This window comes from Actinomycetospora sp. TBRC 11914 (assembly GCF_012933465.1).
In the GTDB taxonomy this organism is placed as follows: domain Bacteria; phylum Actinomycetota; class Actinomycetes; order Mycobacteriales; family Pseudonocardiaceae; genus Actinomycetospora.
In genome coordinates this window covers 104,198-127,831 of the sequence record NZ_JABBND010000006.1, presented here as the reverse complement: position 1 = coordinate 127,831, position 23,634 = coordinate 104,198, and the positions used below count along the sequence as shown (strand labels likewise).

Annotated in this window: 24 protein-coding genes; 10 read left to right on the top strand and 14 right to left on the bottom strand. The window is 75.9% G+C overall.

Going from position 1 to position 23,634, the window contains the following annotated elements; translation table 11 throughout:
* Positions 1-79: 79 nt before the first annotated feature.
* Together HH311_RS12440 and HH311_RS12435 are read left to right on the top strand one after the other, a co-directional pair.
* Entirely contained in the window at positions 80-1,087 is a 1,008-nt protein-coding gene (locus tag HH311_RS12440) for a carbon-nitrogen hydrolase family protein (RefSeq protein ID WP_169183975.1), read from the top strand.
* A gap of 163 nt (positions 1,088-1,250) precedes the next feature.
* Positions 1,251-1,568, top strand: a complete 318-nt coding sequence (locus HH311_RS12435; protein ID WP_169183974.1) for a hypothetical protein — start codon at positions 1,251-1,253, stop codon at positions 1,566-1,568.
* Positions 1,569-1,650: 82 nt separating this feature from the next.
* On the opposite strand, the gene HH311_RS12430 is transcribed toward HH311_RS12435, so the two are convergent.
* Positions 1,651-2,244, bottom strand: a complete 594-nt coding sequence (locus HH311_RS12430) for a hypothetical protein (protein WP_169183973.1) — start codon at positions 2,242-2,244, stop codon at positions 1,651-1,653.
* Positions 2,245-2,588: 344 nt separating this feature from the next.
* On the opposite strand from HH311_RS12430, the gene HH311_RS12425 reads away from it, so the two are divergent.
* Entirely contained in the window at positions 2,589-3,191 is a 603-nt protein-coding gene (locus tag HH311_RS12425; RefSeq protein WP_169183972.1) for an ANTAR domain-containing protein, read from the top strand.
* 5 nt (positions 3,192-3,196) lie between these two features.
* On the opposite strand, the gene HH311_RS12420 is transcribed toward HH311_RS12425, so the two are convergent.
* Both HH311_RS12420 and HH311_RS12415 read right to left on the bottom strand, forming a co-directional pair.
* Positions 3,197-3,970, bottom strand: coding sequence for an SDR family NAD(P)-dependent oxidoreductase (locus HH311_RS12420; RefSeq protein ID WP_169183971.1), 774 nt, complete (start codon positions 3,968-3,970; stop codon positions 3,197-3,199).
* A complete protein-coding gene (locus HH311_RS12415; RefSeq protein ID WP_312030109.1) occupies positions 3,967-4,629 on the bottom strand; it encodes a helix-turn-helix domain-containing protein in 663 nt (220 codons plus the stop codon). The genes HH311_RS12420 and HH311_RS12415 overlap by 4 nt, the downstream gene beginning before the upstream one ends.
* A 114-nt stretch (positions 4,630-4,743) precedes the next feature.
* Here HH311_RS12415 and HH311_RS12410 point away from each other — a divergent pair, with 114 nt between their 5' ends.
* Together HH311_RS12410 and HH311_RS12405 are read left to right on the top strand one after the other, a co-directional pair.
* Complete coding sequence (locus HH311_RS12410) at positions 4,744-5,958, top strand: cytochrome P450 (protein WP_169183970.1); 1,215 nt, start codon at positions 4,744-4,746, stop codon at positions 5,956-5,958.
* A gap of 214 nt (positions 5,959-6,172) precedes the next feature.
* Positions 6,173-6,673, top strand: a complete 501-nt coding sequence (locus HH311_RS12405) for a nuclear transport factor 2 family protein (protein WP_169183969.1) — start codon at positions 6,173-6,175, stop codon at positions 6,671-6,673.
* On the opposite strand, the gene HH311_RS12400 is transcribed toward HH311_RS12405, so the two are convergent.
* Positions 6,648-8,465, bottom strand: a complete 1,818-nt coding sequence (locus tag HH311_RS12400; protein WP_169183968.1) for a chorismate-binding protein — start codon at positions 8,463-8,465, stop codon at positions 6,648-6,650. The two genes, HH311_RS12405 and HH311_RS12400, sit on opposite strands and share 26 nt — an antisense overlap.
* A 53-nt stretch (positions 8,466-8,518) precedes the next feature.
* On the opposite strand from HH311_RS12400, the gene HH311_RS12395 reads away from it, so the two are divergent.
* Positions 8,519-8,842, top strand: coding sequence for a hypothetical protein (locus HH311_RS12395; protein ID WP_169183967.1), 324 nt, complete (start codon positions 8,519-8,521; stop codon positions 8,840-8,842).
* Here HH311_RS12395 and HH311_RS12390 read toward each other — a convergent pair.
* The 4 genes from HH311_RS12390 to HH311_RS12375 all read right to left on the bottom strand — a co-directional run bounded on the left by HH311_RS12390 (position 8,799) and on the right by HH311_RS12375 (position 12,228).
* A complete protein-coding gene (locus tag HH311_RS12390; RefSeq protein ID WP_169183966.1) occupies positions 8,799-9,353 on the bottom strand; it encodes a MarR family winged helix-turn-helix transcriptional regulator in 555 nt (184 codons plus the stop codon). The genes HH311_RS12395 and HH311_RS12390 overlap by 44 nt on opposite strands.
* 228 nt (positions 9,354-9,581) lie before the next feature.
* Positions 9,582-10,403, bottom strand: coding sequence for an FHA domain-containing protein (locus HH311_RS12385; RefSeq protein ID WP_169183965.1), 822 nt, complete (start codon positions 10,401-10,403; stop codon positions 9,582-9,584).
* Positions 10,404-10,429: 26 nt separating this feature from the next.
* The gene (locus HH311_RS33270) at positions 10,430-11,725 is read right to left on the bottom strand and encodes an FHA domain-containing protein (RefSeq protein WP_169183964.1); all 1,296 of its coding nucleotides are present in this window, start codon (positions 11,723-11,725) and stop codon (positions 10,430-10,432) included.
* Positions 11,722-12,228, bottom strand: coding sequence for a CvpA family protein (locus HH311_RS12375; RefSeq protein ID WP_169183963.1), 507 nt, complete (start codon positions 12,226-12,228; stop codon positions 11,722-11,724). Before HH311_RS12375 ends, HH311_RS33270 begins: the two co-directional genes overlap by 4 nt.
* Before the next feature lie 277 nt (positions 12,229-12,505).
* Between HH311_RS12375 and HH311_RS12370 the strand changes: the two genes are divergently transcribed.
* The 3 genes from HH311_RS12370 to HH311_RS12360 all read left to right on the top strand — a co-directional run bounded on the left by HH311_RS12370 (position 12,506) and on the right by HH311_RS12360 (position 17,073).
* Complete coding sequence (locus HH311_RS12370) at positions 12,506-13,669, top strand: ferredoxin reductase (protein WP_312030108.1); 1,164 nt, start codon at positions 12,506-12,508, stop codon at positions 13,667-13,669.
* Positions 13,670-13,684: 15 nt separating this feature from the next.
* Positions 13,685-14,869, top strand: a complete 1,185-nt coding sequence (locus HH311_RS12365) for an acyl-CoA desaturase (protein WP_169183962.1) — start codon at positions 13,685-13,687, stop codon at positions 14,867-14,869.
* Between the two features lie 230 nt (positions 14,870-15,099).
* Entirely contained in the window at positions 15,100-17,073 is a 1,974-nt protein-coding gene (locus HH311_RS12360; protein ID WP_312030107.1) for a prolyl oligopeptidase family serine peptidase, read from the top strand.
* A gap of 6 nt (positions 17,074-17,079) precedes the next feature.
* Here the strand turns inward: HH311_RS12360 and HH311_RS33265 are convergent, their stop codons facing one another.
* The 5 genes from HH311_RS33265 to HH311_RS12340 form a co-directional block, all read right to left on the bottom strand.
* A complete protein-coding gene (locus HH311_RS33265; protein WP_312030106.1) occupies positions 17,080-17,445 on the bottom strand; it encodes a hypothetical protein in 366 nt (121 codons plus the stop codon).
* Positions 17,446-17,463: 18 nt separating this feature from the next.
* Positions 17,464-18,555 carry a sodium:solute symporter gene (locus tag HH311_RS12355; RefSeq protein ID WP_312030105.1) on the bottom strand — a complete coding sequence of 364 codons (1,092 nt, stop codon included), beginning with the start codon at positions 18,553-18,555 and terminating at the stop codon, positions 17,464-17,466.
* On the bottom strand, positions 18,552-19,691 hold the full coding sequence (locus HH311_RS12350) for an N-acetylglucosamine-6-phosphate deacetylase (protein ID WP_169183960.1): 1,140 nt from the start codon (positions 19,689-19,691) through the stop codon (positions 18,552-18,554). The genes HH311_RS12355 and HH311_RS12350 overlap by 4 nt, the downstream gene beginning before the upstream one ends.
* Positions 19,692-19,839: 148 nt before the next feature.
* Complete coding sequence (locus HH311_RS12345) at positions 19,840-21,603, bottom strand: N-acetylmuramic acid 6-phosphate etherase (protein ID WP_169183959.1); 1,764 nt, start codon at positions 21,601-21,603, stop codon at positions 19,840-19,842.
* Between the two features lie 73 nt (positions 21,604-21,676).
* Positions 21,677-22,516 carry a GntR family transcriptional regulator gene (locus tag HH311_RS12340; RefSeq protein WP_312030104.1) on the bottom strand — a complete coding sequence of 280 codons (840 nt, stop codon included), beginning with the start codon at positions 22,514-22,516 and terminating at the stop codon, positions 21,677-21,679.
* 49 nt (positions 22,517-22,565) lie between these two features.
* Here HH311_RS12340 and HH311_RS12335 point away from each other — a divergent pair, with 49 nt between their 5' ends.
* Positions 22,566-23,150 carry an MOSC domain-containing protein gene (locus HH311_RS12335; RefSeq protein WP_248292497.1) on the top strand — a complete coding sequence of 195 codons (585 nt, stop codon included), beginning with the start codon at positions 22,566-22,568 and terminating at the stop codon, positions 23,148-23,150.
* A 34-nt stretch (positions 23,151-23,184) separates the two neighbouring features.
* Here the strand turns inward: HH311_RS12335 and HH311_RS12330 are convergent, their stop codons facing one another.
* Positions 23,185-23,625, bottom strand: coding sequence for a hypothetical protein (locus HH311_RS12330; protein WP_169183958.1), 441 nt, complete (start codon positions 23,623-23,625; stop codon positions 23,185-23,187).
* Between the last annotated feature and the right edge of the window lie 9 nt (positions 23,626-23,634).

Genomic DNA, 23,634 nt, shown 5'->3' with positions numbered 1-23,634 from the left:
TCCCGGTGGCACGCACGGTCAGGGCGGGCCGTCGTCGTCGGCGCATCCTGCCGAGACCACGACCACACGGAGGACCCCCATGGCACACGTCGTGCGCGCTGCCGCGGTCCAGGCCGAGCCCCGCTGGCTCGACCTCGACGCGGGCGTCGAGCACCTCATCGGCTACGTCGGGCAGGCCGCCGAGCAGGGCGCCCAGCTCGTCGCGTTCCCGGAGACCTTCATCCCCGGCTACCCCTGGTGGATCTGGCTCGACGCTCCCGCCATGGGCATGCCGTTCGTGCCGCGGTACGCGGAGAACTCGATGACCCGCGACGGCGAGCACATGCGGCGCATCGCCGACGCCGCCGGCCGGCACGGCATCCACGTCGTCTTCGGGTTCTCCGAGCGCGCCGGCGGCAGCCTCTACATGTCCCAGGCGCTGATCTCCGACACCGGGCGCGTGATCAGCGTGCGCCGCAAGCTCAAGCCGACCCACGTCGAGCGCTCGGTGTTCGGCGAGGGCGACGGCAGCGACATCCAGGTCCACGACACGGCGCTCGGGCGGGTCGGCGCGCTGAACTGCTGGGAGCACTTCCAGCCGCTGACCAAGTACGCGATGTACAGCCTGGGGGAGCAGATCCACGTGGGCGCCTGGCCGAGCTTCTCGGTCTACCGCGGCGCCGCGCGGGCCCTCGGGCCGGAGGTGAACAACGCCGCGAGCCTCGTCTACGCCGTCGAGGGCCAGACGTTCGTGGTGGCGCCGTGCGCCGTCGTCGGGCAGGCCGCCCACGACCTGTTCTGCGACACCGAGGTCAAACGGCAGCTCCTCCTGCAGGGCGGCGGGTTCGCGCGCATCTTCGGGCCCGAGGGCAGCCCGCTGGGGCAGGACCTCGACGAGACCGCCGAGGGCCTCGTCGTCGCCGACCTGGACTTCTCGATGATCGCGATCGCGAAGTCCGCCGCCGACCCCGTCGGGCACTACTCCCGGCCCGACGTCATGCGCCTGCTGATCAACCGCGCCCCGAACCCCGTCGTCGTCGACCGCAGCGTCCCGGCGATGCCCGCGTTCGTCGACGCCGACGAGCTGGAGGCAGCGCCGGTCGAGTGACGGTCGGCGGTCACTCCCGCTCCGCACCCACCACTCGCCGCCGTCGTCGGAGTGGTCCTGCTGGGCCGATCGGGCGGCGTCGCCCCGTTGACCTCCCGTGAGGCGGACACTCCGTCACTTCCGGAGCGGAAGCCACCACACCGGGACGAAACGGGAGCTGTCCATGTTGACCACGACCGATGTCTCCAGCCGACTGGCCGACGTCAAGGCCAGGACCTCCGCGGCGCTGAGCGCCGCCGAAGCCGACGAGGGGGCCTCGGTGGTCACCGTGGCCGTCGTGCGGGAGTTCGACACGAAGTCCGACAAGGCGCGGCGATCGGCCGCCGACGACGCGTCGGCCCGCGACGCCGTGATCGAGCTCGAGCAGGCCGGCGACAGCGCCAAGGCGGCCGCCGAGGCCGACCCCGGGGCCGATGCGGGGACCCGCGACGCCGTTCTCGACGCCCACCTCGCGATCTGCATCCTGAAGACCGAGGTCTGACGGGGGTCACACCCCGTCGGCAGCCCGGCGCCGGGCACGCCGAGCGGCACCTGCACCGCCGGCCGGAACCGCGCGACGGGTTTCAGCCCTGCGCGACCGGGGCGGCGTGCTCGTCGTCGTGACCGCCGGTGACGTGGTCGGGGTACCACGCCGTGATCTTGACGGCGGCGACGATGAGGACCACCGGCAGCACCCAGCTGAAGAGGTCCGGATCCGCGCCCCAGAAGCCCACGGCCACGTCGCACAGGCCGTTGAGCACGAACACCGTGCCCCACAGCGCGGTCAGCACGCGGTTGATGCGCGTGAAGACCGGGCTCTGCCAGTACTCGCGGGGGGTGCTCTGCTTCGCGTAGTACTCGGTGAAGGGTCGGCCCGCGGCGAGCGAGCCGAACGCGACGACGGCGATGACGACGCTGGAGAGCAGCTGGGCGCGGTCCTCGAGGGGCTGCAGGGTGGCGCGGTCGAGTGCCAGCGCGAGGACCGCCATCACGGCGAAGAACGCGATGCCGGCGGCGTCGAGGATGCTCATCGAGTGGGTGCGCCGCCAGGTCGGCACCACCAGGATCAGCGAGCAGACGAGCCCGGCGAGAGCGGCCCACTCCCAGGTGCTCGGCCCGGACACGACCGAGAAGACGATCCACGGGACGAAACCGAGGAACACGCCCGTCCGCTGCATGGTGCCCTCCCGTTCCGGTGACTCCCGGTCACTGTGCTCCAGCCCGAGTCGCGGCGTCCATCACCCCGACGGGCTACCTGGGTGGACGAGGAGTCGCAGCACAGTGCGCACCGGAGCACGGTTCGACGACGGCGGCTGGTCACGGTGCGTGCGCGATGCGACAGCACGCGAGTTCAGCCGTCCGGCGGCTTGCCCGACGCGTGCGCGAACTGGCCAGCATGTGCGCCAAAGGGATAGAATGCTCGCGTTCGAGCAGGTCGGACCGGTCGAGTACGGTCGCGGACGTCCCGGCGGGAACCAACTCGGGCGTGCACAATCCAACCGCGAACCAGTAACTTGGGGTCATGTCATTGGACGACTCGGGGATGGCGCTCGCCGAACAGGCGACACGATCCCTGGGGAGCCTGGAGCGCTACGGCCACGTCCTGCGTCCGTCCGGGGTGGACGAGGCCGTCTGGCGCCTCGAGGTCCTCGAGGAGCTGGCCCAGGCCGGACGCCGGCTGGCCGGGGCGATCGCCCGGGTCGCGGGCGACTCCGATCCCGCCGTGGCCGCCACCGTCCGCGAGCTCGGTTCGGCGATCGAGCTGCACGTCGACCGCGTGGTGCGGGCCGTCCGCGAGCGGCCGCGGACCGGGGGCGGGGACCGCGTCGTGGCGTTCCCGACGCCGTACGCGCGGGTGCCCGGCCACGGGCCGCCGCCGCGTGGGTCGGTCGCGCCCGCCGGGGACGCGGTGTCCGCCGGGGAGGCCGTGGCCCCACTGCGGGACGCCGCGCCCGCCGTCGTCGACCACGCGGCGCAACAGGCCCTGATCGGTGCCGCGGCGGAGCTCCTCATGGCGCGCCTCGGGTGCGGGGTCGACGCGGCCTACGCCCTCATCCTCGAGCGGGCGCGCGAGGGCGGCACCTCGACCTACGAGATCGCGCAGCGGGTGATCGACGACCGCTGAGGTGCTCACGCGGGCAGCGTCGTGCCGGTCAGCTCGGCGCAGTACCCGAGCAGCGCGTCCTGCGCCGCGGCGTCGCGGGCCGTGCCCGGGGGGTCGATCGGGCGCCGGTGGTAGAAGTACCCGCCGGTCGTGCGGGCGTCCGGCTCGTCGGAGACCGCCAGCCAGGCCTGGGTGACCGGGCCGGCGTCGAGGTCGTCGGGCGCGCCCGCGCCGCCCATCCGCGTCGGGACCCAGCCGGGCGAGACCGCGTTGGACAGCACGTCCGGCCACCGGCGGGCGACGCCGAGCGCGAGCAGCAGGTCGAACAGCTTGCTGTCGGAGTAGGCCTGCGCCCCGGCCCAGCGGCGGCGGGTCCACTGCGGGTCGTCCAGGTCGCCGTGCCCGCCCCTCGCCATGCCCGAGCTGAGGTAGACCAGGCGCGCCGGCCGGGGCAGCAGCGCCGTGAGCAGGTAGGGCGCCAGCACGTTGATCGCGAACACGTGCGCCAGGCCGTCCGGGGTCTCCACCCGGCGCGGTTCGCGGTAGCCCACGCCGACGTTGTGGATCACCGCGTCGAACGGTCCCGCCGCGGCGGCCTGCTCGGCGACCGCGCGCATCCCTGCGATCGCGGCCACGTCCCCGACGACGACCCGCTCGGCCGCGGGCAGCGCCGCCGCCGCGGCCCGGGCCCGATCCTCGTCGCGGGCGTGCAGCACCACGGTGTGGCCCTCGTCGGCCAGCAGGCGCGCGGCCATGAGCCCGAGCCCGTCGGCGGACCCGGTCACGAACACCCGGCTCACGACGTCGTCGCTCCGTTCGGCAGTCGGGTCAGGGTCCGCAGCGTCTCGGCGAGGCGGTCGCGGTGGTGCTCCAGGGCGGCCGCGGTGACGGCGCCACCCGCGACGGTCCACGCGAGGTCGTCGGTGAGCACACGCAGCGCCGCGTTGACCGCGGCCGCGCGCAGCCGCACGTCGAGGTCGTCGACGGGGAGCCCGAGGCGGGTGGCGAGCGCCGCGGCGATCGTCGGCTCCGCGCGCTCGTGCAGCACGAGCCAGACCGCGCGCAGGCCCGGCTCGTCGCGGGTGAGGCGCACGACGGCGAGGACGGCCCCGGCGTCGTCGAGCGAGGCGCCCAGCTCGGTGCCGTACGCGGCCCGCAGGTGCTCGTCGAGCTCGAGGTGCGCCGGCCAGCTGCGCAGCACGGCGACGAAGTCGTCGAGCGCGATCGTGAGCACGGGCTCGACGCAGGCCTCCTTCGCCCGGAAGAGCCGCCAGAGGGTCCGCTCGGAGACGCCGGCGGCCTGCGCGATCTGCTCGCCGGTCGTCTCGGCGACGCCCTGCCGGCCGAACAGCGCCACCGCGTGGCGCGAGATCGCGAGGCGACGGCGGGCGCGCTGCTCGTCGGTCTCCGGGGGGCGGCCGCGGCGCGCCGCGCCCTCGTGCACCCGTTCGGTGGTCACGCGTCCTCCGTCCGGTGGTGACGGCTTCCGCACAGCCTAGCGAGGACTTTTTGTGGCAGTGACTGCCACGAAGACGTACCGTCGGTGACGAGACCACCACCGTGAGGAGTGCTCATGACCGTCGCCCCGGAGCGCCCGGCGCTGCCCTTCACCCGGCCCAACATCCTCGAACTGGCCCCGCTCTACGACGTGCTGCGCCGCGAGGCCCCGGTCGCGGCCGTCACCACGCCCGCCGGGGACCCGGCCTGGCTGGTCACCCGCTACGAGGAGGTGCGCGACCTCCTCGGTGACAAGCGCCTCGGCCGCTCGCACCCGCACCCCGAGCAGGCGGCCCGCATCACCCACGGCGCGGTCCAGGAGGGCCCCTCCGGGAGCTACGAGACCGAGGAGGCCGACCACACCCGGATGCGGCGCCTGCTCACTCCGGCGTTCTCCGCCAAGCGGATGCGGCAGATGGGCGACGACGTCCAGGCGCTCGTCGACGGCTACGTCGACGACCTCGTCGCAGCCCGGGAGGCCTCGCCCGACGGCGTCGCCGACCTGCACGCGACCCTCGCCGTGCCGCTGCCGGTCGCGGTCATCTGCCGGCTGCTCGGCGTGCCCCACGAGCACAGCGAGTTCTTCCGCGACCTCTCCGACCGCATGGCCTCCTACGACCCGGCGCGCGACCCGGCCGGGGCGCGGGCGGAGTTCGGGCGCTACATGGCGGGGCTGGCCGAGCAGAAGCGCGCGCAGCCCCGCGAGGACGTGATCTCCGACCTCGTCGCGGCCCAGGCGCAGGACGAGTCCTACGACTACGCCGAGATGGTCCGGCTCTCGGTCGGGCTGCTCTTCGCCGGCCACGAGACCACGGTCAACCGCATCGGGCTCGGCACGCTCCTGCTGCTGACCCGCCCGGAGCGCTGGGCCGACCTCACCGCCGACCCCGACGGGCGCACGGACGCCGTCGTCGAGGAGATCATGCGCCTCGGCGCGCCCGGCGACCTCGGGCTGCTGCGCTACGCGCACACCGACGTCGAGGTCGGCGGCGTGACGATCCACGAGGGCGACGCGGTCATCCTCTCGATCAACGCGGCCAACCGGGACCCCGACGCGTTCGCCGACGCCGAGGCCTTCGACCCGGACCGCGAGGAGCGCGCCCACGTCGGCTTCGGGCACGGCGGTCACTTCTGCATCGGGGCGAGCCTCGCCCGCACCGAGCTGCGGACCGTGTTCCGCACGCTCGCCCGGCGCCTGCCCGGGCTGCGCCTCGCGGCCGGGCTCGACGACATCGAGGTCCGTACCCAGCACCTCACCGGTGGCGTGAGGGCCCTGCCCGTCGCCTGGTGACGACGGTGCCCGGGGCCGTTTCGGAGCCGTACCCGACGGGGCACCACGAGAGCCGTCGGGGGCCGAGCGCCGCCGATCGGGGCGGCTCCGGCCCCCGTTGAGCCACCAGCGGCGCCGGAGCCGCTTCCGTGTCCCCGCGCTCCGGTCGCCGCCGGGCCGCGTCCGGGTTGCCCGGGGATCACCGGTCACGCATGGTGTGGCACGGAGGTGCTCCGTGACGAAGGCCGTGCAGGACCTCATGGTCGAGGTGGAGCGCGTGCGCGACGCGTTCGTCGCCGCCCTCCTGCGGCCGGACCCGGGTGCCGTCCACGCGCTGCTCGCCCCGGACGCCCGGCTCGAGATCGACCCGGTGGGCATCGTCGTCACCGGCGCCGACGCGATCCGGGACCACGTCGCCGAGCGGATCGTGCCCGGCCGCCCGGCCGACCTCGCGGTCCGCCAGCGCTCCCGCACCGGTGACCGCTGGCGCGTCGTCGACGAGGCGACCGCGACCTTCACCCACGACCGCGAGGTGCCGTGGCTGCTGCCCGGCGTCCCCGGCACCGGTCGCGGCGTCGAGGTCGACCTCCTCACCGTCGTCGGGGTGCGCCGCTCGCGGATCACCCGCGCCCGGCTGGTGTGGGACCTGCTGGGCCTCGCCGACCAGCTCGGGCTCGACGCCGACGCACTGCCCCGCCGCCGCCCGCTGCTCACGGACGCCGCGCCGGGGGCGTGAAGGTCCCGGCGAGGACGGCCGGGCGCCACCCCCGCAGCGAGCTCACCACCGCGACCCCGTCGGCCCGCCCGAGGTCCTCGGGGACCAGGACGCGCTCGACGAGGTCGCCCCGCTCGACGAGGACGGCCCGGCCCACCCCCGGCAGCGCCCCGCCGCCCAGCGGCGGCGTGCACCACCGGCCGTCGAGCAGCACCGCGAGCGAGGCGATCGTCGTCTCGGTGAGCTCGCCGGCGCCGTTGACGAGCACGACGTCGTCGGCGTCCGGGTGGGTCCGCCGCGCGGCGGCCAGGCGGCGCGCGTAGGGCTCCCGGTCGGTCGTCTTGTGGTGCGGCCAGACGGCCGCGGCGTCGACCGGGTCGGTGAGCAGGGGAGGGGCGAGCACGACGGGGTCGGCGTCCGGCGGCAGCGGGGCGAGCGTCACCTCGACCGATCCGTCGCGGTGCAGCACCACCCGGACCCGGGCGTCCCGCACCCCGGCCAGCCGCTCCGTGAGCACCGGGCGGACGGCGGCGTCGTCGAGGCCGAGGAACGCCGCGGAGTCGGCCAGCCGCGCGAGGTGGCGCCCGAGGTGGACCGGGTGCCCGTCCCGCACCGCGAAGGTCTCCAGCAGGTCGGCGCGCGGCGTGCGGTGGGTGAGCACCCGCGCCTTCGCGCGGAGCTCGGCGTGCTCGGCGGCCGCGTCGGAGTCCCAGGTGATCCCGCCGCCGGTGCCGTAGACCGCGTGGGCGACGCCGGCGGGCGCGCCGGGCGGCGCCCGGTCGACGACGGCGGTGCGGATCGGGACCGAGAACTGCACGTCCGGCAGATCCGTCCCGTGGCCGGGCGGCGCCACCCACCCGAGGGCGCCGCAGTAGACGCCGCGCGGGGAGTCCTCGAGCCCGGCGATCAGCCGCATCGTCGAGCCCTTCGGCGCCCCGGTGACCGACCCGCAGGGGAACAGCGCGCCCATCAGCGCCGCCACCCCGACGTCGGGCCGCACCGTGGCCACGACCTCGCTGGTCAGCTGCCAGACCGTCTCGTACCGCTCCGCCGCGCACAGCGACCGGACCCGGACGGTCCCGTCCACCGCCACCCGGCCGACGTCGTTGCGCAGCAGGTCGACGATCATCACGTTCTCCGCGCGCTCCTTCGGGTCCGCGCGCAGCCGTGCGGCCACGGCCGCGTCCTCGGCGCCCGTGCGCCCGCGGGCCGCCGTCCCCTTCATCGGCCGGACGGTCAGCTCGGTGCCGGTGCGCCGGACGAAGAGCTCGGGGCTCGCCGAGACCACCACGAAGCGCCCGAGGTCGAGCAGGGCGTGGTGGGCGCCGCGCTGGGCGTGGGCGAGGTCGGCGTACAGGCGCGCGAGGTCGGGGTCGGCGGCCAGGTCCAGGACGCCGTCGACGCGGGCGGTGAGGTTGGCCTGGTAGGTGAGCCCGGCGGCGATGTGGGCGCGCACCTGGGCCACCCGGTCCGCGTGCGCCGCGGCGTCCTCGCGCAGCAGCCACCGGCCCGGCGGCGCGCCGGCGGGCTCCACGACCGGCACGGCGCGCGGCGCGGTGCCGACGAGGCCGAACCAGGCGAGCGGCGGACCGTCCGGTTCCGGCGGGTGCGTCACGAGGTGGGGGTCCAGGCCGGGCGCGGCCTCGTAGGCGAGGTGGCCGTAGGCCCACGCGCCGGACGCGGTCGCCGCGTCGAGGGCGGCGAGCACCCCGGGGACCTCGTCGGGGCGGTGTGCGACGAGGACCTCCTCGGGGGGATCGAAGGCCAGCGCGCGCCCCGCGCGCAGGTCGTCGAAGCGGGCGCCGCGGGTCACGCGCAGAGCCTTCCCGACGCCGGGCGCGAGGTCGATGCGCGTACCGTCACCCCATGCTCGGCTCCCCGACCTGGCCGCCGCCGGACACCGACCGCAACCGCTTCCTGTTCCGGCTCGGTTTCCCGGTCGGGGTGCTCGCGTCGGCCTACGTGCTGACCTTCGCGCTGACCAGCAACGGGTGGCTGCCCTACGTCGTCGCCGTCGTGCTGATCGCGGGGACCCTGATGCTCGGCATCGGCCTGCTGCTCATGCGGGCGCAGCGACGGGCCGCGGGGGACGCCGAGGAGGCGGACACTCCGGCGAGCCCGGGCGGGACGACCGCGGACGACGTCGCTACACCGCGTCCTCGTCCGCGACCTGCTCCCAACGCTCGCTGAGCTGGTCGAGCGCCAGTAGCAGCTCGGCGAACCCGTCGGTGTCCTCGTCGCCGTCCATCAGGCGCAGGTTCAGCCGTGAGACCCGCCGCGTGACGTCCGCGAGCACCGACTCGCCCTGGGCGGTCAGGCTCAGCAGCTTGCGCCGCCCGTCGGCGGGCGCGGTGTCGCGCTGGATGAGCGCGCGGTCCTCGAGGCGCCGGCACACGTCGGCCATCGTCGAGCGGTCCAGGGCCACGCAGGTGGCGAGGGAGCCCTGGTCGACCCGCGGGTAGGCCTGGACGGCGGTCATCACCGCGAACTGCGGCCCGGTCAGCGCGGTGTCCACGTGCCGCAGCCACGCGGCCGCGTGGGCCTGGTAGAGCCGCCGCACGAGGAATCCCGGCGTGCTGCGCAACGGCTCCGGGGTGTTCGGCGGCCCGCCGCCCGCGGCGTCGCCCGCCGTCGCACCGGTCGCCTCGGACCGCTGCGGGCGCGCGCCGTCCCGCCCCGTCGACCCGTTCTGTCGAGTCATCCCGCCCTCGTTCCCCCTCGGGCGCGGAGTGCTCCGTCACCGACCACGAGGCGTGGACCCCGAACTGGTGACCGGCTCGCGGAGCACCCCACCGCGAACTCGCGTCACCCATCCGGCTGGACGGGGACGCGTTCCCCCTGCACGCCGCGTCGCGGCGACGGGTTGCACGCTACGTTCTCGACCCCCATCGAAGCGAGTCAAGGGATCCCGGGCGCGTCGGGACCGGCGTCAGACCCGGCCGGGCAGCTCGGCCGGGACCTGGGCGGGGAAGAGCCGGCGGACGTCGTCGAGGGTCACCAGGCGCAGCCCGATCACCTGGTCGACGACCGCGACGCGCCACCCGCGGGTCTTGTCGTTGAGCCGCACGCCCCGCAGCCAGCGCTGGGCGTGGCGGAACGCCTCGCTCTGGGTCTTCGGGCTCGGCACGGGCCGGCCCGCCTCGCGGTGCCAGGCGGCGATCTGGTCGGCGTCGCCGTGCACGTGCTGGGGCGAGCGCAGCGACGGGGAGAGGTTCTGCGCGGCGCCGTCGGGGGCCCGGGCGGCCGCGAGCAGTGTCGGGCCGCACGCCGCCACGAGGACCGACCACCACGTCTCGTCGGTCGGGAGGGCGGCGTTGACGGTGGCGCCGCCCGCGAGGTCGTGCGACCCGGACAGCGCGGCGGCGCCCAGCGGCCCGAACGCGAGCAGCGCGAGCGTCACCTCCCGCCCGTCGGCGAGCCAGAGCCCCAGCGAGGCGCGGGAGTCGCGCACCAGCAGCCCGTTGCCGGCCCGGATGCGGTCCTGCCCGGCGACCCCGGGCACGACCAGCGTCAGCTGCCCGCCGTGGCGCTGGCGGTTGATCACCAGGTAGGCGTCGTCCCGCACCTCGATCTCCGCGGCGACCCGCGAGACCTGGTCGTCGCCGACGTGCACGTGCCGGTCGGAGGCGGCGTTGCGCCCGATCGTCACGGTCTCGCCCCACGGCACCGAGAGGCGCCGCTCGGTCCGCACGTCGAGCAGGGCGAGCCCGCCGAGCGGCAGTCGCCGCGCCGGCTCGCGCTCCTGCCTCACCCGGTCTCCTCCCGCCGTCGTGGGCCTCAGTATCCGCGTGCGACGACGGGTGCGGTGGTCGTCGCCCCGGGTTCGGGCGACGGGCGGCGCTCGGGCACCTGCAGGCGCAGGCGCGGCCCGTCGGCGCCGAGCCGGAGCTCTGCGCCGGGCGGGAGCGGCGTGGGCGCGGTGACCGGCGCGCCGTCGACGGTGGTGCCGTTGGTCGACCCGAGGTCGGTGACGGTCCAGCCGCCGGAGCGGTCCGGCTCGAGGGCCAGGTGCCGCCAGGAGACGCTCGGGTGGTCGACGACGACGTCGCCGTCCGGGTCGCGACCCAGCTCCACCCGGCCCGCCACGTCGGTGTCGGTCAGCCGGGAACCGGCCGGCTCGTCGACGACGAGGACCGCGCGGGCGGGCGCGGGGGAGGGGGTGAGGCGGGCGATCGTGGTCCGCAGCCGCGCCGGGACGGACACCGTCGCCATGGCGGCGAGCGCCCCTGCGGACCACGACCGTCCCGACGCCGCCGGCCGGGCGGGGGCCGGCGGCGCGGGCCGGCCGCGCGGTGGCGCGGCCGGCAGCGCGGCCGGGCGCGGTGGAGCCGGGTGCTGGGGGGTCGGGTGCTGGGGGCTCGGGTGGGCGGCGCCGCGGGCCGGGGCCAGCGGCGCGGCCGTCGACGCGCACGCCGCGGCCACCGGCGGTTGCTGCGGCTCGGAGAAGGCGGCCGTGACCACGACGCGCCCGAGCGGGACGTCGTCGGAGACCAGCAGGTGCACCCAGGTGCGCTCGGCGAGCCGCCGCACCCCCTGCTCGCGTCCCCGCTCGACGTAGCCCTCCGCGAGCTCGCGGGCCAGCGCCTCGAGCGGGCGGCGCCCCGCGATCTCGGCGGCGTCGACCGGGTTCCACTCGACCCAGAGGTGGGGCGCCGCGACCTGCTGGCCCCGCGGCGTCCACACCAGGGCGTCCGGCCCGTCGAGCCGGGTCGCGGTGGCACGCAGCAGCCCGTCGCCGTGCACCCACGGGCGCGCGAGCGCCAAGCGGAGCGCCCGGCGCACCGGGGCCCCGGCGGGCGGGGCGAGCGACAGGTCGGCGGTCGGGCGGTCCGCGGTCGGGGCGTCGAGCGGCTCGGGGCGCGGGCGTGCCCACCCGGCCACGACGACCGCGAGCCCGGCCGCGAGGCCCAGGAACACGAGGACGAGCAGCGCCACCAGCAGCGATCCCGTCGCCCACCACAGCAGCAGAACGCCGACGACGGACCCGCCGAGCACCAGCCGAGCGCGGGGGGCCAGCAGCGGGGGCCGTGCCGGACCCGTCGTCGGGCGGGGTGTCCCTCCCGGGGCGGTCACGAGGTGCTCCCGACGGCGACCACGCGTCCCAGCCCCGGGACGTGGCCGGCCAGCTGCGACGCCGTCGGGAGGTGGGCGGCGGTCGCGGTGAGCACCGAGCTGCCGCGCACCGCCTGCCCGAGCCCGGACGGGCCGATCGCCACCAGCACCGCGCCGACCACGACGCACAGCACCAGCGCGAGGCCCCCGTGGGCGACGAGCCCGACGACCCGCTCGAGCAGGTGCGGGCGGGCGATCCGGCCGTCGCCGCGGCGGGCGAGCGCGTCCGCGAGGCGGCGGCCGACCCCGAGGCCGATCAGGCCGCCGACGACGACCGCGACGATCAGCAGCACCGTGGACGAGGCGTCCCACCACGTCGCGAGCGCGCCGCCGAGGAACACCCCGGCTACCGCCCCCGCCAGCGAGAGCACCAGCGCGGTCCCGCCGCGCCGCCAGCCCCGCAGCGCGGCGAGGGCGACGATCGCGAGCACCACCAGGTCGACGGCGAGTTCCGTCCCGCCCACGGGTCCTCCTCGGGTCCGGCCAACCATGTCGACACCGAGTCAAGCGGGACGGTGGCCCGCCGGGGCGACCGCGATCGGGAAGTAATTCCCGCCTTCGCGCCTGCGGCGCTCGTGCGTGCGTTCCCGTGCCCTGACACGGAAACGCACGCACGTGTGCGCTGGCGCACAACGACGCGTGTGACCGGGATCGTGCGGTCGACCCGGTACCGTGGGTAGCGGACACCGCCGGTCTCCGGTACTCCTGGTACCTAGTAATTCACCAGGCAGAGGAGAGACCGTGACAGCGATCGGAGACTCGCCGCTGGCGCGCCGCGTGCGCGCCGCCGCGACCCGCTTCACCACCCCGCTGCTCCCCGACGACTACCTGACCCTCGTCAACCCGCTGTGGTCCGCCCGTGAGCTGCGGGGCCGCATCGTCAGCGTCACCCCCGAGGCCGAGGACGCGGCGACCCTCGTCGTCGAGCCCGGCTGGGGCTGGACCTTCGAGCACACCGCCGGGCAGTACGTCGGGATCGGCGTCGCCATCGACGGCCGCTACGTGTGGCGGTCGTACTCGCTCACCACGCCACCGTCGCGCGACGGCCGGCGCCTCGTGATCACCGTGCGGGCCATGCCCGACGGCTTCGCCTCGCACCACCTCGTGCACGGCGTCGAGCCCGGCACCGTCGTGCGGCTCGCGCCCCCGCAGGGCGAGTTCGTGCTGCCCGACCCGCTGCCGGGGAAGGTCCTCTTCCTCACGGCGGGCTCCGGGATCACCCCGGTCATGGCGATGCTGCGCTCGCTGGACCGGCGGCCCGCGGGGACCGAGGACCTGGTCCTCGTGCACTCCGCACCCGACGCCGAGCGGGCGCTCTTCGCCGAGGAGCTCGACCTGCTCGCCCGCCGCCACCCCGGCTGGCGGATCGTGCAGCGCCACACGAGCACGGACGGCCGGCTCGACCTGAGCCCCGCGACCCCTCCGCGCGAGGGGACCCCTCGCTCGGATAGAGCGACCGGATCCTCCCCTCGTACGGCCCTCGGCGACCTCGTCCCCGACTGGCGCGAGCGCGAGACCTGGGCCTGCGGCCCGGCCGCGATGCTCGACGACGCCGAGAAGCTCTGGGCCGACGCCGGCCTCGCCGACGCGCTGCACCTCGAGCGGTTCGCGGCGTCGTTCTCGGGCTCGGCCGAGGGCGGCACGATCACCTTCGCCCGCAGCGGCCGCACCGTCGAGACCGACGGCGCCACGACCGTGCTCCAGGCCGGCGAACAGGCCGGCGTCCCGATGCCCTTCGGCTGCCGCATGGGCATCTGCCACACCTGCGTCGCGCCGCTGCGCACCGGAGCCGTCCGCGACCTGCGCGACGGCACCGAGCACCGCGTGGCCGAGACCGACCAGTCCACCCGCACCGTCCAGACGTGCGTCACGGCTGCCGCCGGCGACTGCACCGTCGACCTGTAGAGAGAGGAGCCGACCATGGCCATCTCCGACATCACCGAGTTCGCCCACCTCACCGACGCCGACGTCGAGGCGCTCGGCGAGGAGTTCGACCAGATCCGTCGCGACGTCGAGGCCTCCCGCGGCGCCGCCGACGAGGAGTACATCCGCTCGATCATCCGGACCCAGCGCCGCATCGAGATCGCGGGGCGCGCGGCGCTGTTCGGCAGCGTCGTGCCGCCGCTCTGGATGGCCGGCGCCGCCCTGCTGGGCGTGGCCAAGATCCTCGAGAACATGGAGATCGGCCACAACGTCATGCACGGCCAGTGGGACTGGATGAACGACCCCGAGATCCACTCGGCCACCTGGGAGTGGGACAACGTCTGCCCCGCCGAGCAGTGGAAGCACTCGCACAACTACCTGCACCACACGTACACGAACGTCCTCGGCAAGGACAAGGACGTCGGCTACGAGATCCTGCGGGTCACCTCGGATCAGAAGTGGAACCCGGTCAACCTCGCCCAGCCGGTGTTCAACACCCTGCTGATGCTGCTCTTCCAGCACGGGGTGGCCATCCACGACCTCGACATCGACGGCCTGCTCAAGCGCGACATCTCCGACCCCGAGGAGTTCAAGGCCAAGCTCGAGCAGGTCGGCCGCAAGATGCGCCGGCAGATGGGGAAGGACTACCTCCTCTTCCCGCTCCTCACCGGTCCGTTCTTCCTCACGACGCTGACCGCGAACATGACCGCGAACCTCATCCGGAACGTCTGGTCCTACGCGATCATCTTCTGCGGGCACTTCCCCGACGGCGCCGAGGTGTTCACCGAGGAGCAGCTGGAGAACGAGACGCAGGGCGAGTGGTACCTGCGCCAGCTCCTCGGCTCGGCGAACTTCACCGGTGGCCGGCTGATGCACGTCATGTCGGGCTCGCTCGGCTATCAGATCGAGCACCACCTCTTCCCCGACCTGCCGTCGAACCGGTACCCGGAGATCGCGGAGCGGGTGAAGGAGATCTGCGCGAAGTACGACCTCCCGTACAACATCGGGCCGTTCCCGAAGCAGTTCTGGCGCTCGATCCGCACCATCTGGCGGCTCGCGCTGCCGAACCGCAAGGCGGCCGCGGAGCAGGCGGCCCACGAGGCCGAGGGGCTGCGTCGCGACGGGGCGAGCACGTCGCCGGCGGCCGAGGCCGGCCGGGTGCAGGAGCCGGTGGCGGCCTGACCGCGCCACGGAAGGGCCCGCCCCGCAGCGCGTGCGGGGCGGGCCCTTCCGCGTGCGGCCGTCCGGCCCGGTGACGGCGCATGATCACGACTTCGGTGGCGACACGCCCAACGGGCGCCAGGACGCGCCGCCGAAGTCGCGATCATGGGTGGCGGGCCCGGCCGGGAGCGGCCGACGGGCTCGGTGACGGCCCCCGATCACCCCGACCGACGCCGACTAGCGTGGCGACCGTGTCGATCTCCGCCTACGGCTCCTGGCCCACCCCGGTGACCTCCGAGCTGGTGGTCACGGCCGCGGTCCGGCTCGACGAGGTCCGCCCCGACGGGACGGGCGCCCTGATCTGGGGCGAGGGCCGGGCGAGCGAGGGCGGGCGGACCGAGCTGGTCCGCCGCGCGGTCGACGGCACCGTCACCGACCTGCTCGGCGACGGCGGCAACGCGCGCACCGCGGTCCACGAGTACGGCGGCGGCGCCTGGTGGACCTCGCCGGCCGAGCCCGGCGTGGTGTTCGTCGTCGACTGGACCGACCAGCGGCTGCGCCGCCGGGAGACCGACGGCACCGTCACCGTGCTCACCCCGGAACCGGCGGTGCGCCGCGGTGACCGCTTCGCCGACGGCGACGTCGCCCCGGACGGCACCTGGCTGGTCTGCGTCCGCGAGCACCACCCGAGCGCGGGCGGCCCGGCCACCGAGGTCGTCAACGAGGTCGTGCGCCTCGACGCCCGCGGCCCGTCCACCCCCGAGGTCCTCGTCAGCGGCCCGGACTTCGTCGCCGCCCCCCGGATCTCCCGCGACGGCGGCCGGCTGGCCTGGGTGTCGTGGGACCACCCCTCGATGCCGTGGGACGACACCGTGCTCCGGGTCCGCGACCTCGGCTCCGGTGACGAGGTCGTCGTCGCCGGCGGGCCGGGGGAGTCGGTGGGGGAGCCGGCCTGGCACCGCGACGGCACGCTCACGTTCCTGTCCGACCGCACCGGCTGGTGGAACCTCTACCGCTGGACCCCCGCCCGCGGCGTCGAGGCGCTCGTGGTCCTCGACGCCGAGATCGGGGTCCCGGCCTGGCAGCTCGGCGGGTCCCGCCACGCCGTGCTCGACGACGGCCACGTGGTGTTCGCGCGCTCGTCGGAGGGGTTCGACGCGCTCGTGGTCCGCGAGCCCGACGGCTCGCTGACGACGCTGGACACCGGCTTCACCGCCATCCGCTCGGTGCGTGCCGACGGCCCCGACGCGGTGGTGTGCGTGGCGGGCTCGCCCACCAGCGAGCCCGGGGTCCACCGGGTCACGACGGCGGGTGCGGTCACCACCCTGCGCGCCCCGCGCGACCTCGGCCTCGACCCCGCGACGATCTCGGTGCCCGAGCCGATGGTGTACGCGTCCACCGACGTCCACGGGGCCGCGCGGGAGGCGCACGCTCTGTACTACCCGCCGTCGGGCACGGGACCCGACGGCGAGCTGCCGCCGCTGCTCGTCGTCATCCACGGTGGGCCGACCGGGGCGGCGACCCCGGTGCTCGCCGTCGGGCTGCAGTACTGGACCAGCCGCGGGTTCGGGGTGGTCGACGTCGACTACGGCGGGTCCACCGGCTACGGCCGCGCCTACCGCGAGCAGCTGCAGGGCGCGTGGGGGATCGTCGACGTCGCCGACTGCCTGGCCGCGGCCCGGGCGCTCGCCGACGCCGGGCGGGTCGACCCGGCGCGGATGGCGATCCGCGGCGGCTCGGCCGGCGGCTTCACGACGCTGGCCGCGCTGGCCCGCGCCGACACCCCGTTCTCGGCCGGGGCCGACCACTTCGGGGTGGCCGACCTCGAGGCGCTCGCCCGCGACACGCACAAGTTCGAGTCGCGCTACCTCGACGGCCTCGTCGGGCCCTACCCGGCCGACCGCGACGTCTACGTCGAGCGGTCCCCGCTGCACCACGTCGAGGACTTCGCCACCCCGCTCATCGTGCTGCAGGGCGACGAGGACGCGATCGTCCCGCCGAACCAGTCGGAGATGATCGTCGACGCGCTGCGCGACCGCGGCGTCCCGGTCGCGTACCTGCTCTTCGCCGGGGAGCAGCACGGGTTCCGCAAGGCCGAGAACATCCGGCGGGCGCTCGACGCCGAGCTCGCCTTCTACGCGCGGCTCTTCGGGTTCGACCTCCCCGCCGACGAGGGCATCGCGCCGGTCGAGATTCTAGGTGGGCGGAGCCCTCGTGAGCACTAAGTGTCGCTATACCGGCACTTTCTGCTCACGAGCGCGGAGCGCACCGGAGATCGCACCCCCGACGACGAGCGTGACCACCACCCCGATCACGACGAACCACGGGAACGCCAGCGGCTGCCCGTCGATCGAGATGCCGAGGGCGGCCCAGGCGGTGACGAGCAGCGTGGCGACGAACGCGACGACGGCGGCCACGCCGTCGGCATGCGGGACGAGGAGCCCGAGCAGGAACGCCCCCAGCAGCGCGCCGTAGGCGTAGGAGGCGATCGAGAGGCCGAGCTCGACCACCGGGTCGTTCGTCGAGGTGAACACCGACGCGATCCCGACCATCACCAGCGCCCAGATCCCGGTCATCCACCGGGCGAGGGTGAGCATCGTGCCCTCGGCCGGCCGTCACCGCGTCCACGACGTCACGAGGTCGGTGAGCGTGGAGGTCGACAGCGAGTTCAGCGCGGCGGACAACGACCCCATCGTCGCGGCGAGGATCCCGGCGACGAGCAGCCCCGAGAGGCCCGTCGGCAGGTCGCGCAGGATGAACTCGCCGAACACCTGGTCGCTCGTCAGGTGCAGTGCGGACAGCGGCGCCCCGCCGTTGCGGGCCCACAGCAGCGCCCCCACCAGCGAGAACAGCGCGAACTGCACCCCGATGGCGGCCGCCGAGCCGATCATCGCCCGGCGCCCGTCGGACAGCGACCGGCAGGAGAGCACCCGCTGGGCGATGAGCTGGTCAGAGCCGTGCGAGCCCATCGTCAGCAGCGCACCCCCGACGACCGCGGTCACGAACGCGTAGGGGCTGGTCAGGACGGGCTTGGCGAAGTCGAACACGGTGAACTTGCCGGCCTCCCACGCCGCGGCCCAGCCGGCCGCACCGACCTGGGTCGCGAGCACCACGACGCAGATGACCGCGCCGACGACGTAGAGCCCCATCTGCAGGAAGTCGGTCCACACCACGGCCTTCATCCCGCCGACGTAGGTGTAGGCGACGGTGACCGCGGTGATCACCAGGACGATGACGACGTAGTTCACGTCCAGCCCGAGCTCGGCGAGCAGCAGCTTGATCGGGATGGCGCCGGCGAAGAGCCGCACCCCCTCGGCGAGCAGCCGGGTGACCAGGAACGTCAGCGACGCCAGGCCCTGGGTCGGCCGCCCGAAGCGCTGCCCGAGGTACTGGTAGGCCGACACGACGTCCCGGCGGAAGTACAGCGGGAGCAGCACGAACGCCACCAGGACCCGGCCGATCAGGTACCCGACGGCGAGCTCCACGTAGGAGAACGACCCGCCGTAGGCCACCCCGGGCACGCTGATCACGGTGAGGGTCGAGGTCTCAGTCGCGACGATCGAGAACATCACCGCCCACCACGGCAGCGAGCGCTCGCCGGTGAACCAGTCGGTGGCCGAGCGCTGCCGCCCGGAGAGCTTCAGCCCGACGACGGCGATCGCGACCAGGTAGGCGACGATCACGGCGAGGTCCACGGCGTGGGTCACGCGGCGACCTCCTTCCCGGCGAGCAGCACGGTCGTGACCTGCAGCGCGTCGTCGAGCACGACGACGTCCGCGACCCCACCGGGGCGCAGCACGCCGAGGTCGGGGTGCGGGCGCCGGGCGGGCGGGACGAGGCGCGCGGGGGTGGCGGTGGCCGCGACGAGCGACGCGGCGGGGTCGATGCCGGCCGCGACGGCGGCGCGCACGCAGCCGGCGAGCGTCGCGGCGCTGCCGGCGAGGGTGCCGTCGGGGTTGCGGACGGCGCCGTCGGCGAGGGTGAGCTCGACGTCGCCGAGGGTGAAGCTGCCCTCCGGCATCCCCGAGGCGGCCGTCGCGTCGGTGATCAGCGCCCAGCGGTCCCGCGCCGCGGCGGCGACGACGCGCAGCACGTCGGGGTCGAGGTGGTGGCCGTCGGCGATCACCGTGACCACGGTGCCGGGGTGGGCGAGCGCGGCCGTCGCGAGGCCCGGCGAGCGGTGGGCGAACCCGCTCATCGCGTTGAACAGGTGCGTCGCGCCGGAGACCCCGGTGTCGAACCCGGCGTGGGCCTGCGCGGCGGTGGCGTCGGAGTGCCCGGCCATCACGGTGACCCCGGCCGCGAGCGCCCGCCGGACGAGGGCGAGGGCGCCGTCGAGCTCCGGGGCGACGGTGGTGAGCGCGACCTCGCCGGCGTCGAGGAGGGCCGCGAGCAGCGCCGGGTCGGGGTCGCGGAGGTGCCGCGGCGGATGGGTGCCGGCGCGGGCGGGGGAGAGGAACGGCCCCTCGACGTGGGCGCCGAGCAGCCGCGCCCCCGCCGGGTCGGGGCGGGCCCGGTCGAGGTGGGCGAGCGCGCCGGTCAAGGTGTCGGGGGCCGCGGTGATGATCGTCGGGCAGAGCGCCGTGACGCCGTCGGCGACGACGGCCCGGCGCAGCGCGCCGACCTGGGCCACGGCCTCGTCGGGCTCCGCGCGGCCGAGCGCGGTGAGGTCGATCCCCGTGTAGCCGTTGCACTGCACATCGACGAGCCCGGGTACCGCGAGCGCCCCTCCCCGGGCGGCCGGCAGCCCCACGGCCTCGACCCGGCCGTCCGCGATCGCCACGTCGCCGGGGTGCAGGACCCCGCCGACGAGGGCAGCGGACACCCCCAGCCGCCGGCTCACCGGTCGTCCCCGCCGCGCGAGGGGAACCCTCGTGCGGATAGAGCGGCCGGATCGTCCCCTCGGGGAGGGCTCATCGACAGCGAGCGCACCGCGCCGACCGCGGCGTCCAGCCCCTCCACCGAGGTCCCCGAGAGCAGCCCGACGACGATCATCCGGCCTGCTCCCCGCCGCCCGGCTCGACCGCGGCCCGCACCGACCCGGCGGCGGCGAGGCGGGCGCGGGCGGCCTCGCCGTCGAGACCCGCGAGGAGCACGACGAGGGCGGTGGCGACGTCGTCGTGGGCGGCGGCGAGGGCCTCGCGGGCCCGGGCGATGTCGACCCCGGTCGCGTCGCGCACGATCCGCTCCGCGCGGCGGCGCAGCTTCGCGTTGGTGATGCGCACCCCGACCATCCACGGTCCGAACGTCGCGCCGGCCCGGACCATGGCCGCCGTCGTGAGCGTGTTGAGCGCGACCTTCTGCGCCGTGCCCGCCGCCAGCCGCGTCGAGCCCGCCAGCACCTCGGGGCCGGTGAGGAGCTCCAGCGTGATCCCGGCGACCGCGGCAGCGGGGCTGGCGGCGGCGTTCACGACGGCGACCGTCGCCGCGCCCCGCTCGCGGGCGGCCCGCAGCACGCCGAGCACGTAGGGCGTCCGCCCGGAGGCAGCGACGCCGACGACGACGTCGCCCGGCCCGACCCCGATCCGCGCCGCGTCCGCCCACCCGGCCGGCTCGTCGTCCTCGGCGTTCTCGACCGCCGCCCCCGCCGCGCCCGCACCGCCGGCGAGCAGGGCGAGCGTCCGGGACGGGTCGATGCCGAAGGTCGGCGGCAGCTCGGCGGCGTCCTGCATCGCGAGCCGGCCGGAGGTCCCCGCCCCGGCGTAGACCAGGCGCCCCCCGGCGCGGAAGGCGCACGCCAGCACGTCGACCGCCGCCCCCAGCGCTCCCGCGACGGCGGCGACGGCGACGGGTGCCGCCGCCTGCCCGTCCAGCAGGCAGGCGACCAGGTCCGCCGTCGGGAGCGCGTCGAGCTCCTCGGACCCCGCGCGCACGCCCTCGGTGGGCAGCCGGTCCACCTCCGCGGCCAGGCCCGGCTCGGTCACCGGCTCGGTCACCGGCGCCGCGGCGGGCGTTCGACGGCGGACGACGGCCGGCTCGTGCGGCGTGCTCCGGTCGTGGCGCAGCCGCAGCAGCCCCGCGAGCGCGTCGCCCTCCGGGCCACGCACCGTGAGGTCGGGCCGGGCAGCCGCCAGCCGCGGCGCGAGGGCGTCCGCCAGCCCCCCGACGACGGTGAACTCGGTCGCGGCGAGCGCGCCGCCGGCGGCGTCGACGGTGGCGACGAGCGCGGTGACCGCCTCGTCGACGACGGCCCGCGCGACCGCGTCACCCCCCTCCGCGGCGGCGAGCACGGCCGGGGCGAAGCGGGCCAGCGCGGCGGGGGAGTCGGGGCGCGTCGCGAGGGTCTGTCGAGCCGGGCCGGCGAGCGCGGTCGGCGGGCCGGCACCGTCGAGGGCGCGCAGTGCCGCGCGCAGCCCCTCCTGCCCGAGCCGCGCCCCGCCGCCCGCGTCCCCGAGCAGCAGGCCGTGGCCGTCGACGCGACGGACCCGCCCGTCGGGGGAGACGCCCAGGGCGACCGCGCCGGTCCCGACGACGAGCAGCACCTGGCTCACCGACCCCACCCTCGGGAACGCCCCGGCGTGCCAGGCGACGACGTCGGACGTCACCGTCACCGCGTCGGGATCCGGGCCCGCCCAGCCCGCCACCAGCAGGTCGGCCAGCTCGCCGGCGGCCCCGGGGTGGGTGAGGGCGCCGGGCGCGCCGACCGCGAGGCTCCACGGCGCCGCGGCGGCTCGTCGACCGCGACCCGCACCGCCGCGGCGACCGACGCCGTCCCGCCCGCGTCCCCCAGCCCGCCCCCGGCCGTCGTCGTCCACCGGGCGTCCGCGCACCCGGGCGCGTGCCGCAGCACGCGCGCCCCGGAACGCCCGAGGTCGACGGCGACACAGGTCACGGCATCCGCTCCGCGACGTCTCCCGGCCCGATGGTCGAGCTCCGCTCCGCTGCGTCTCCCGGCCCGATGGTCGAGCTCCGCTCCGCTGCGTCTCCCGGCCCGATGGTCGAGCTCCGCTCCGCGACGTCTCCCGGCGGCATGATGTCCATCTCGATCAGGTACCGGTCCCCGCGCGCCAGCGAGTCGACCCGCTCGACGACCTCCCCGTGCTGGTCGCGGGAGGTGCGCACGAAGCGCAGCGCGGCGTCGCCGGGCTCGACCCCGAGCAGCGTCGCCTCCTCGCGACCCAGCACGACCGGGGCCACCGACTGCGTGCCCGTCCGGATGCGCCGCCCGAACCGGGTCGCGAGGGTGTCGTAGTAGGACGCCGCGCCCTCGAGGTCCTCCCCGCGCAGCCCGGGGACGCGGTGGGCCGGGACGTGCAGCGTCTCCAGCGTCATCGGCTCGTCGTCGGCGAGCCGCACGCGGCACACCCGCAGCACCGGTTCCCCGCCGGGCATCTCGAGGTGGGCCGCGAGCTCGGTGTCGGCGACGACCGTGTCCGACCACAGGAGCTTCGAGGACGGGACGAGCCCGCGACGGCGCATGTCGTCGCCGAACGAGGTCGCCATGAGCGGCTGCGCCACGGCCGGGCGGCGCACGAAGGTGCCGGCGCCGTGGCGGCGCTCGACGACCCGGCGGGCCATCAGTTCCTCGAGCGCCTTGCGCACGGTCGCGCGCGACACCCCGAACCGTCCCGAGAGCTCCCGTTCGCCTGGCAACATGGCACCGGGACCGAGGTCGTCGCAGAGCGCGGCGATCCGGGCGCTCACCTCGACCGATCTGGTGGCCCGCACGGGAGAGGTATAAACCTCTGACCTCGACCGAATCAAGAGGTACGGACCTGTGCGGATCGAACGCCTCGTCGTCTCGTCGCGCCACGCCTACGAGGGGCGGCCGTGGGACGGCCCGCGGCCGGTGGACACCTGGTCACCCGACGCGATCGAGCTCCGCGCCGGCGTCGGGGTCGTGGGGGACCGCTACGCCGGGCGCGCCGCCCACCGCGACGCCGCGCTGACCATCATCGCGGCCGAGGCGCTGGAGGCGGTGGCGGCCGAGCTGGGCGTGCCGCCGTTCGACCCGGTGCTGACGCGGCGCACCGTCGTGACCCGGGGTCTCGACGTCGAGGCGCTGCGCGGCACCGACGTCCTGCTCGACTCCGGCGACGGCCCGGTGCTGCTCGGCGGCCGCCGGCCCGCCGCACCTTGCGCGTGGATGGACGCGGTCCTCGCGCCCGGCGCCCACGCCGCCCTGCGGGGCCGCGCCGGGGTGCGGTTCGCCGTGCTCGGCAGCGGCACGCTACGGGTCGGCCCGCTGGCGGTGACGTTCCCGCCGGCGGACTCGCTGCTCGACGACGGGGACGACGCGGCCCTGCTGGCCGGACGGCTCGACCCGGCCCGGGCCGCCGTCGGGACCCACCGCCGCCGCTGAGGGGTGCGGGGCGGCGCGACCGCCAGGCAGTTGGTCATGCGCCGGCGCCGGCGGCGAGCAGGACCATGGCGACCGCCACGACACCCCCGGCGGTCCACGCCGCGGTGCGGTACCAGTTGGTGCGCACGAGGCGGTCGAGGACGACGTCGTCGTAGGCGAGGGCGAGCCGCCGGTGGCAGGGCACCGAGACGCCGACCGTCACCGCCACCGTCGCGGCCCCGCAGACCCCCGCCAGGAGGGCGAGCCAGAACGGCACGCCGTCCGGCCGCCACCCCAGCAGCACCGCGCAGGTCACGCCCTGCACCGCCCACGGCCCGCTGACCGTCCGGGCCATGAGACGGGTGTGGCGGTCGTGGTGCTCGCGCCAGCCGGTCCGGTCGGCGCCGCGGAAGCCCGGGTAGACGAGCACCTGCACCACCCAGACCAGCCCGGTGCAGAACCACACCGCGGCCAGGTGGAGGACGACGAGCAGCACGGCGGGGGA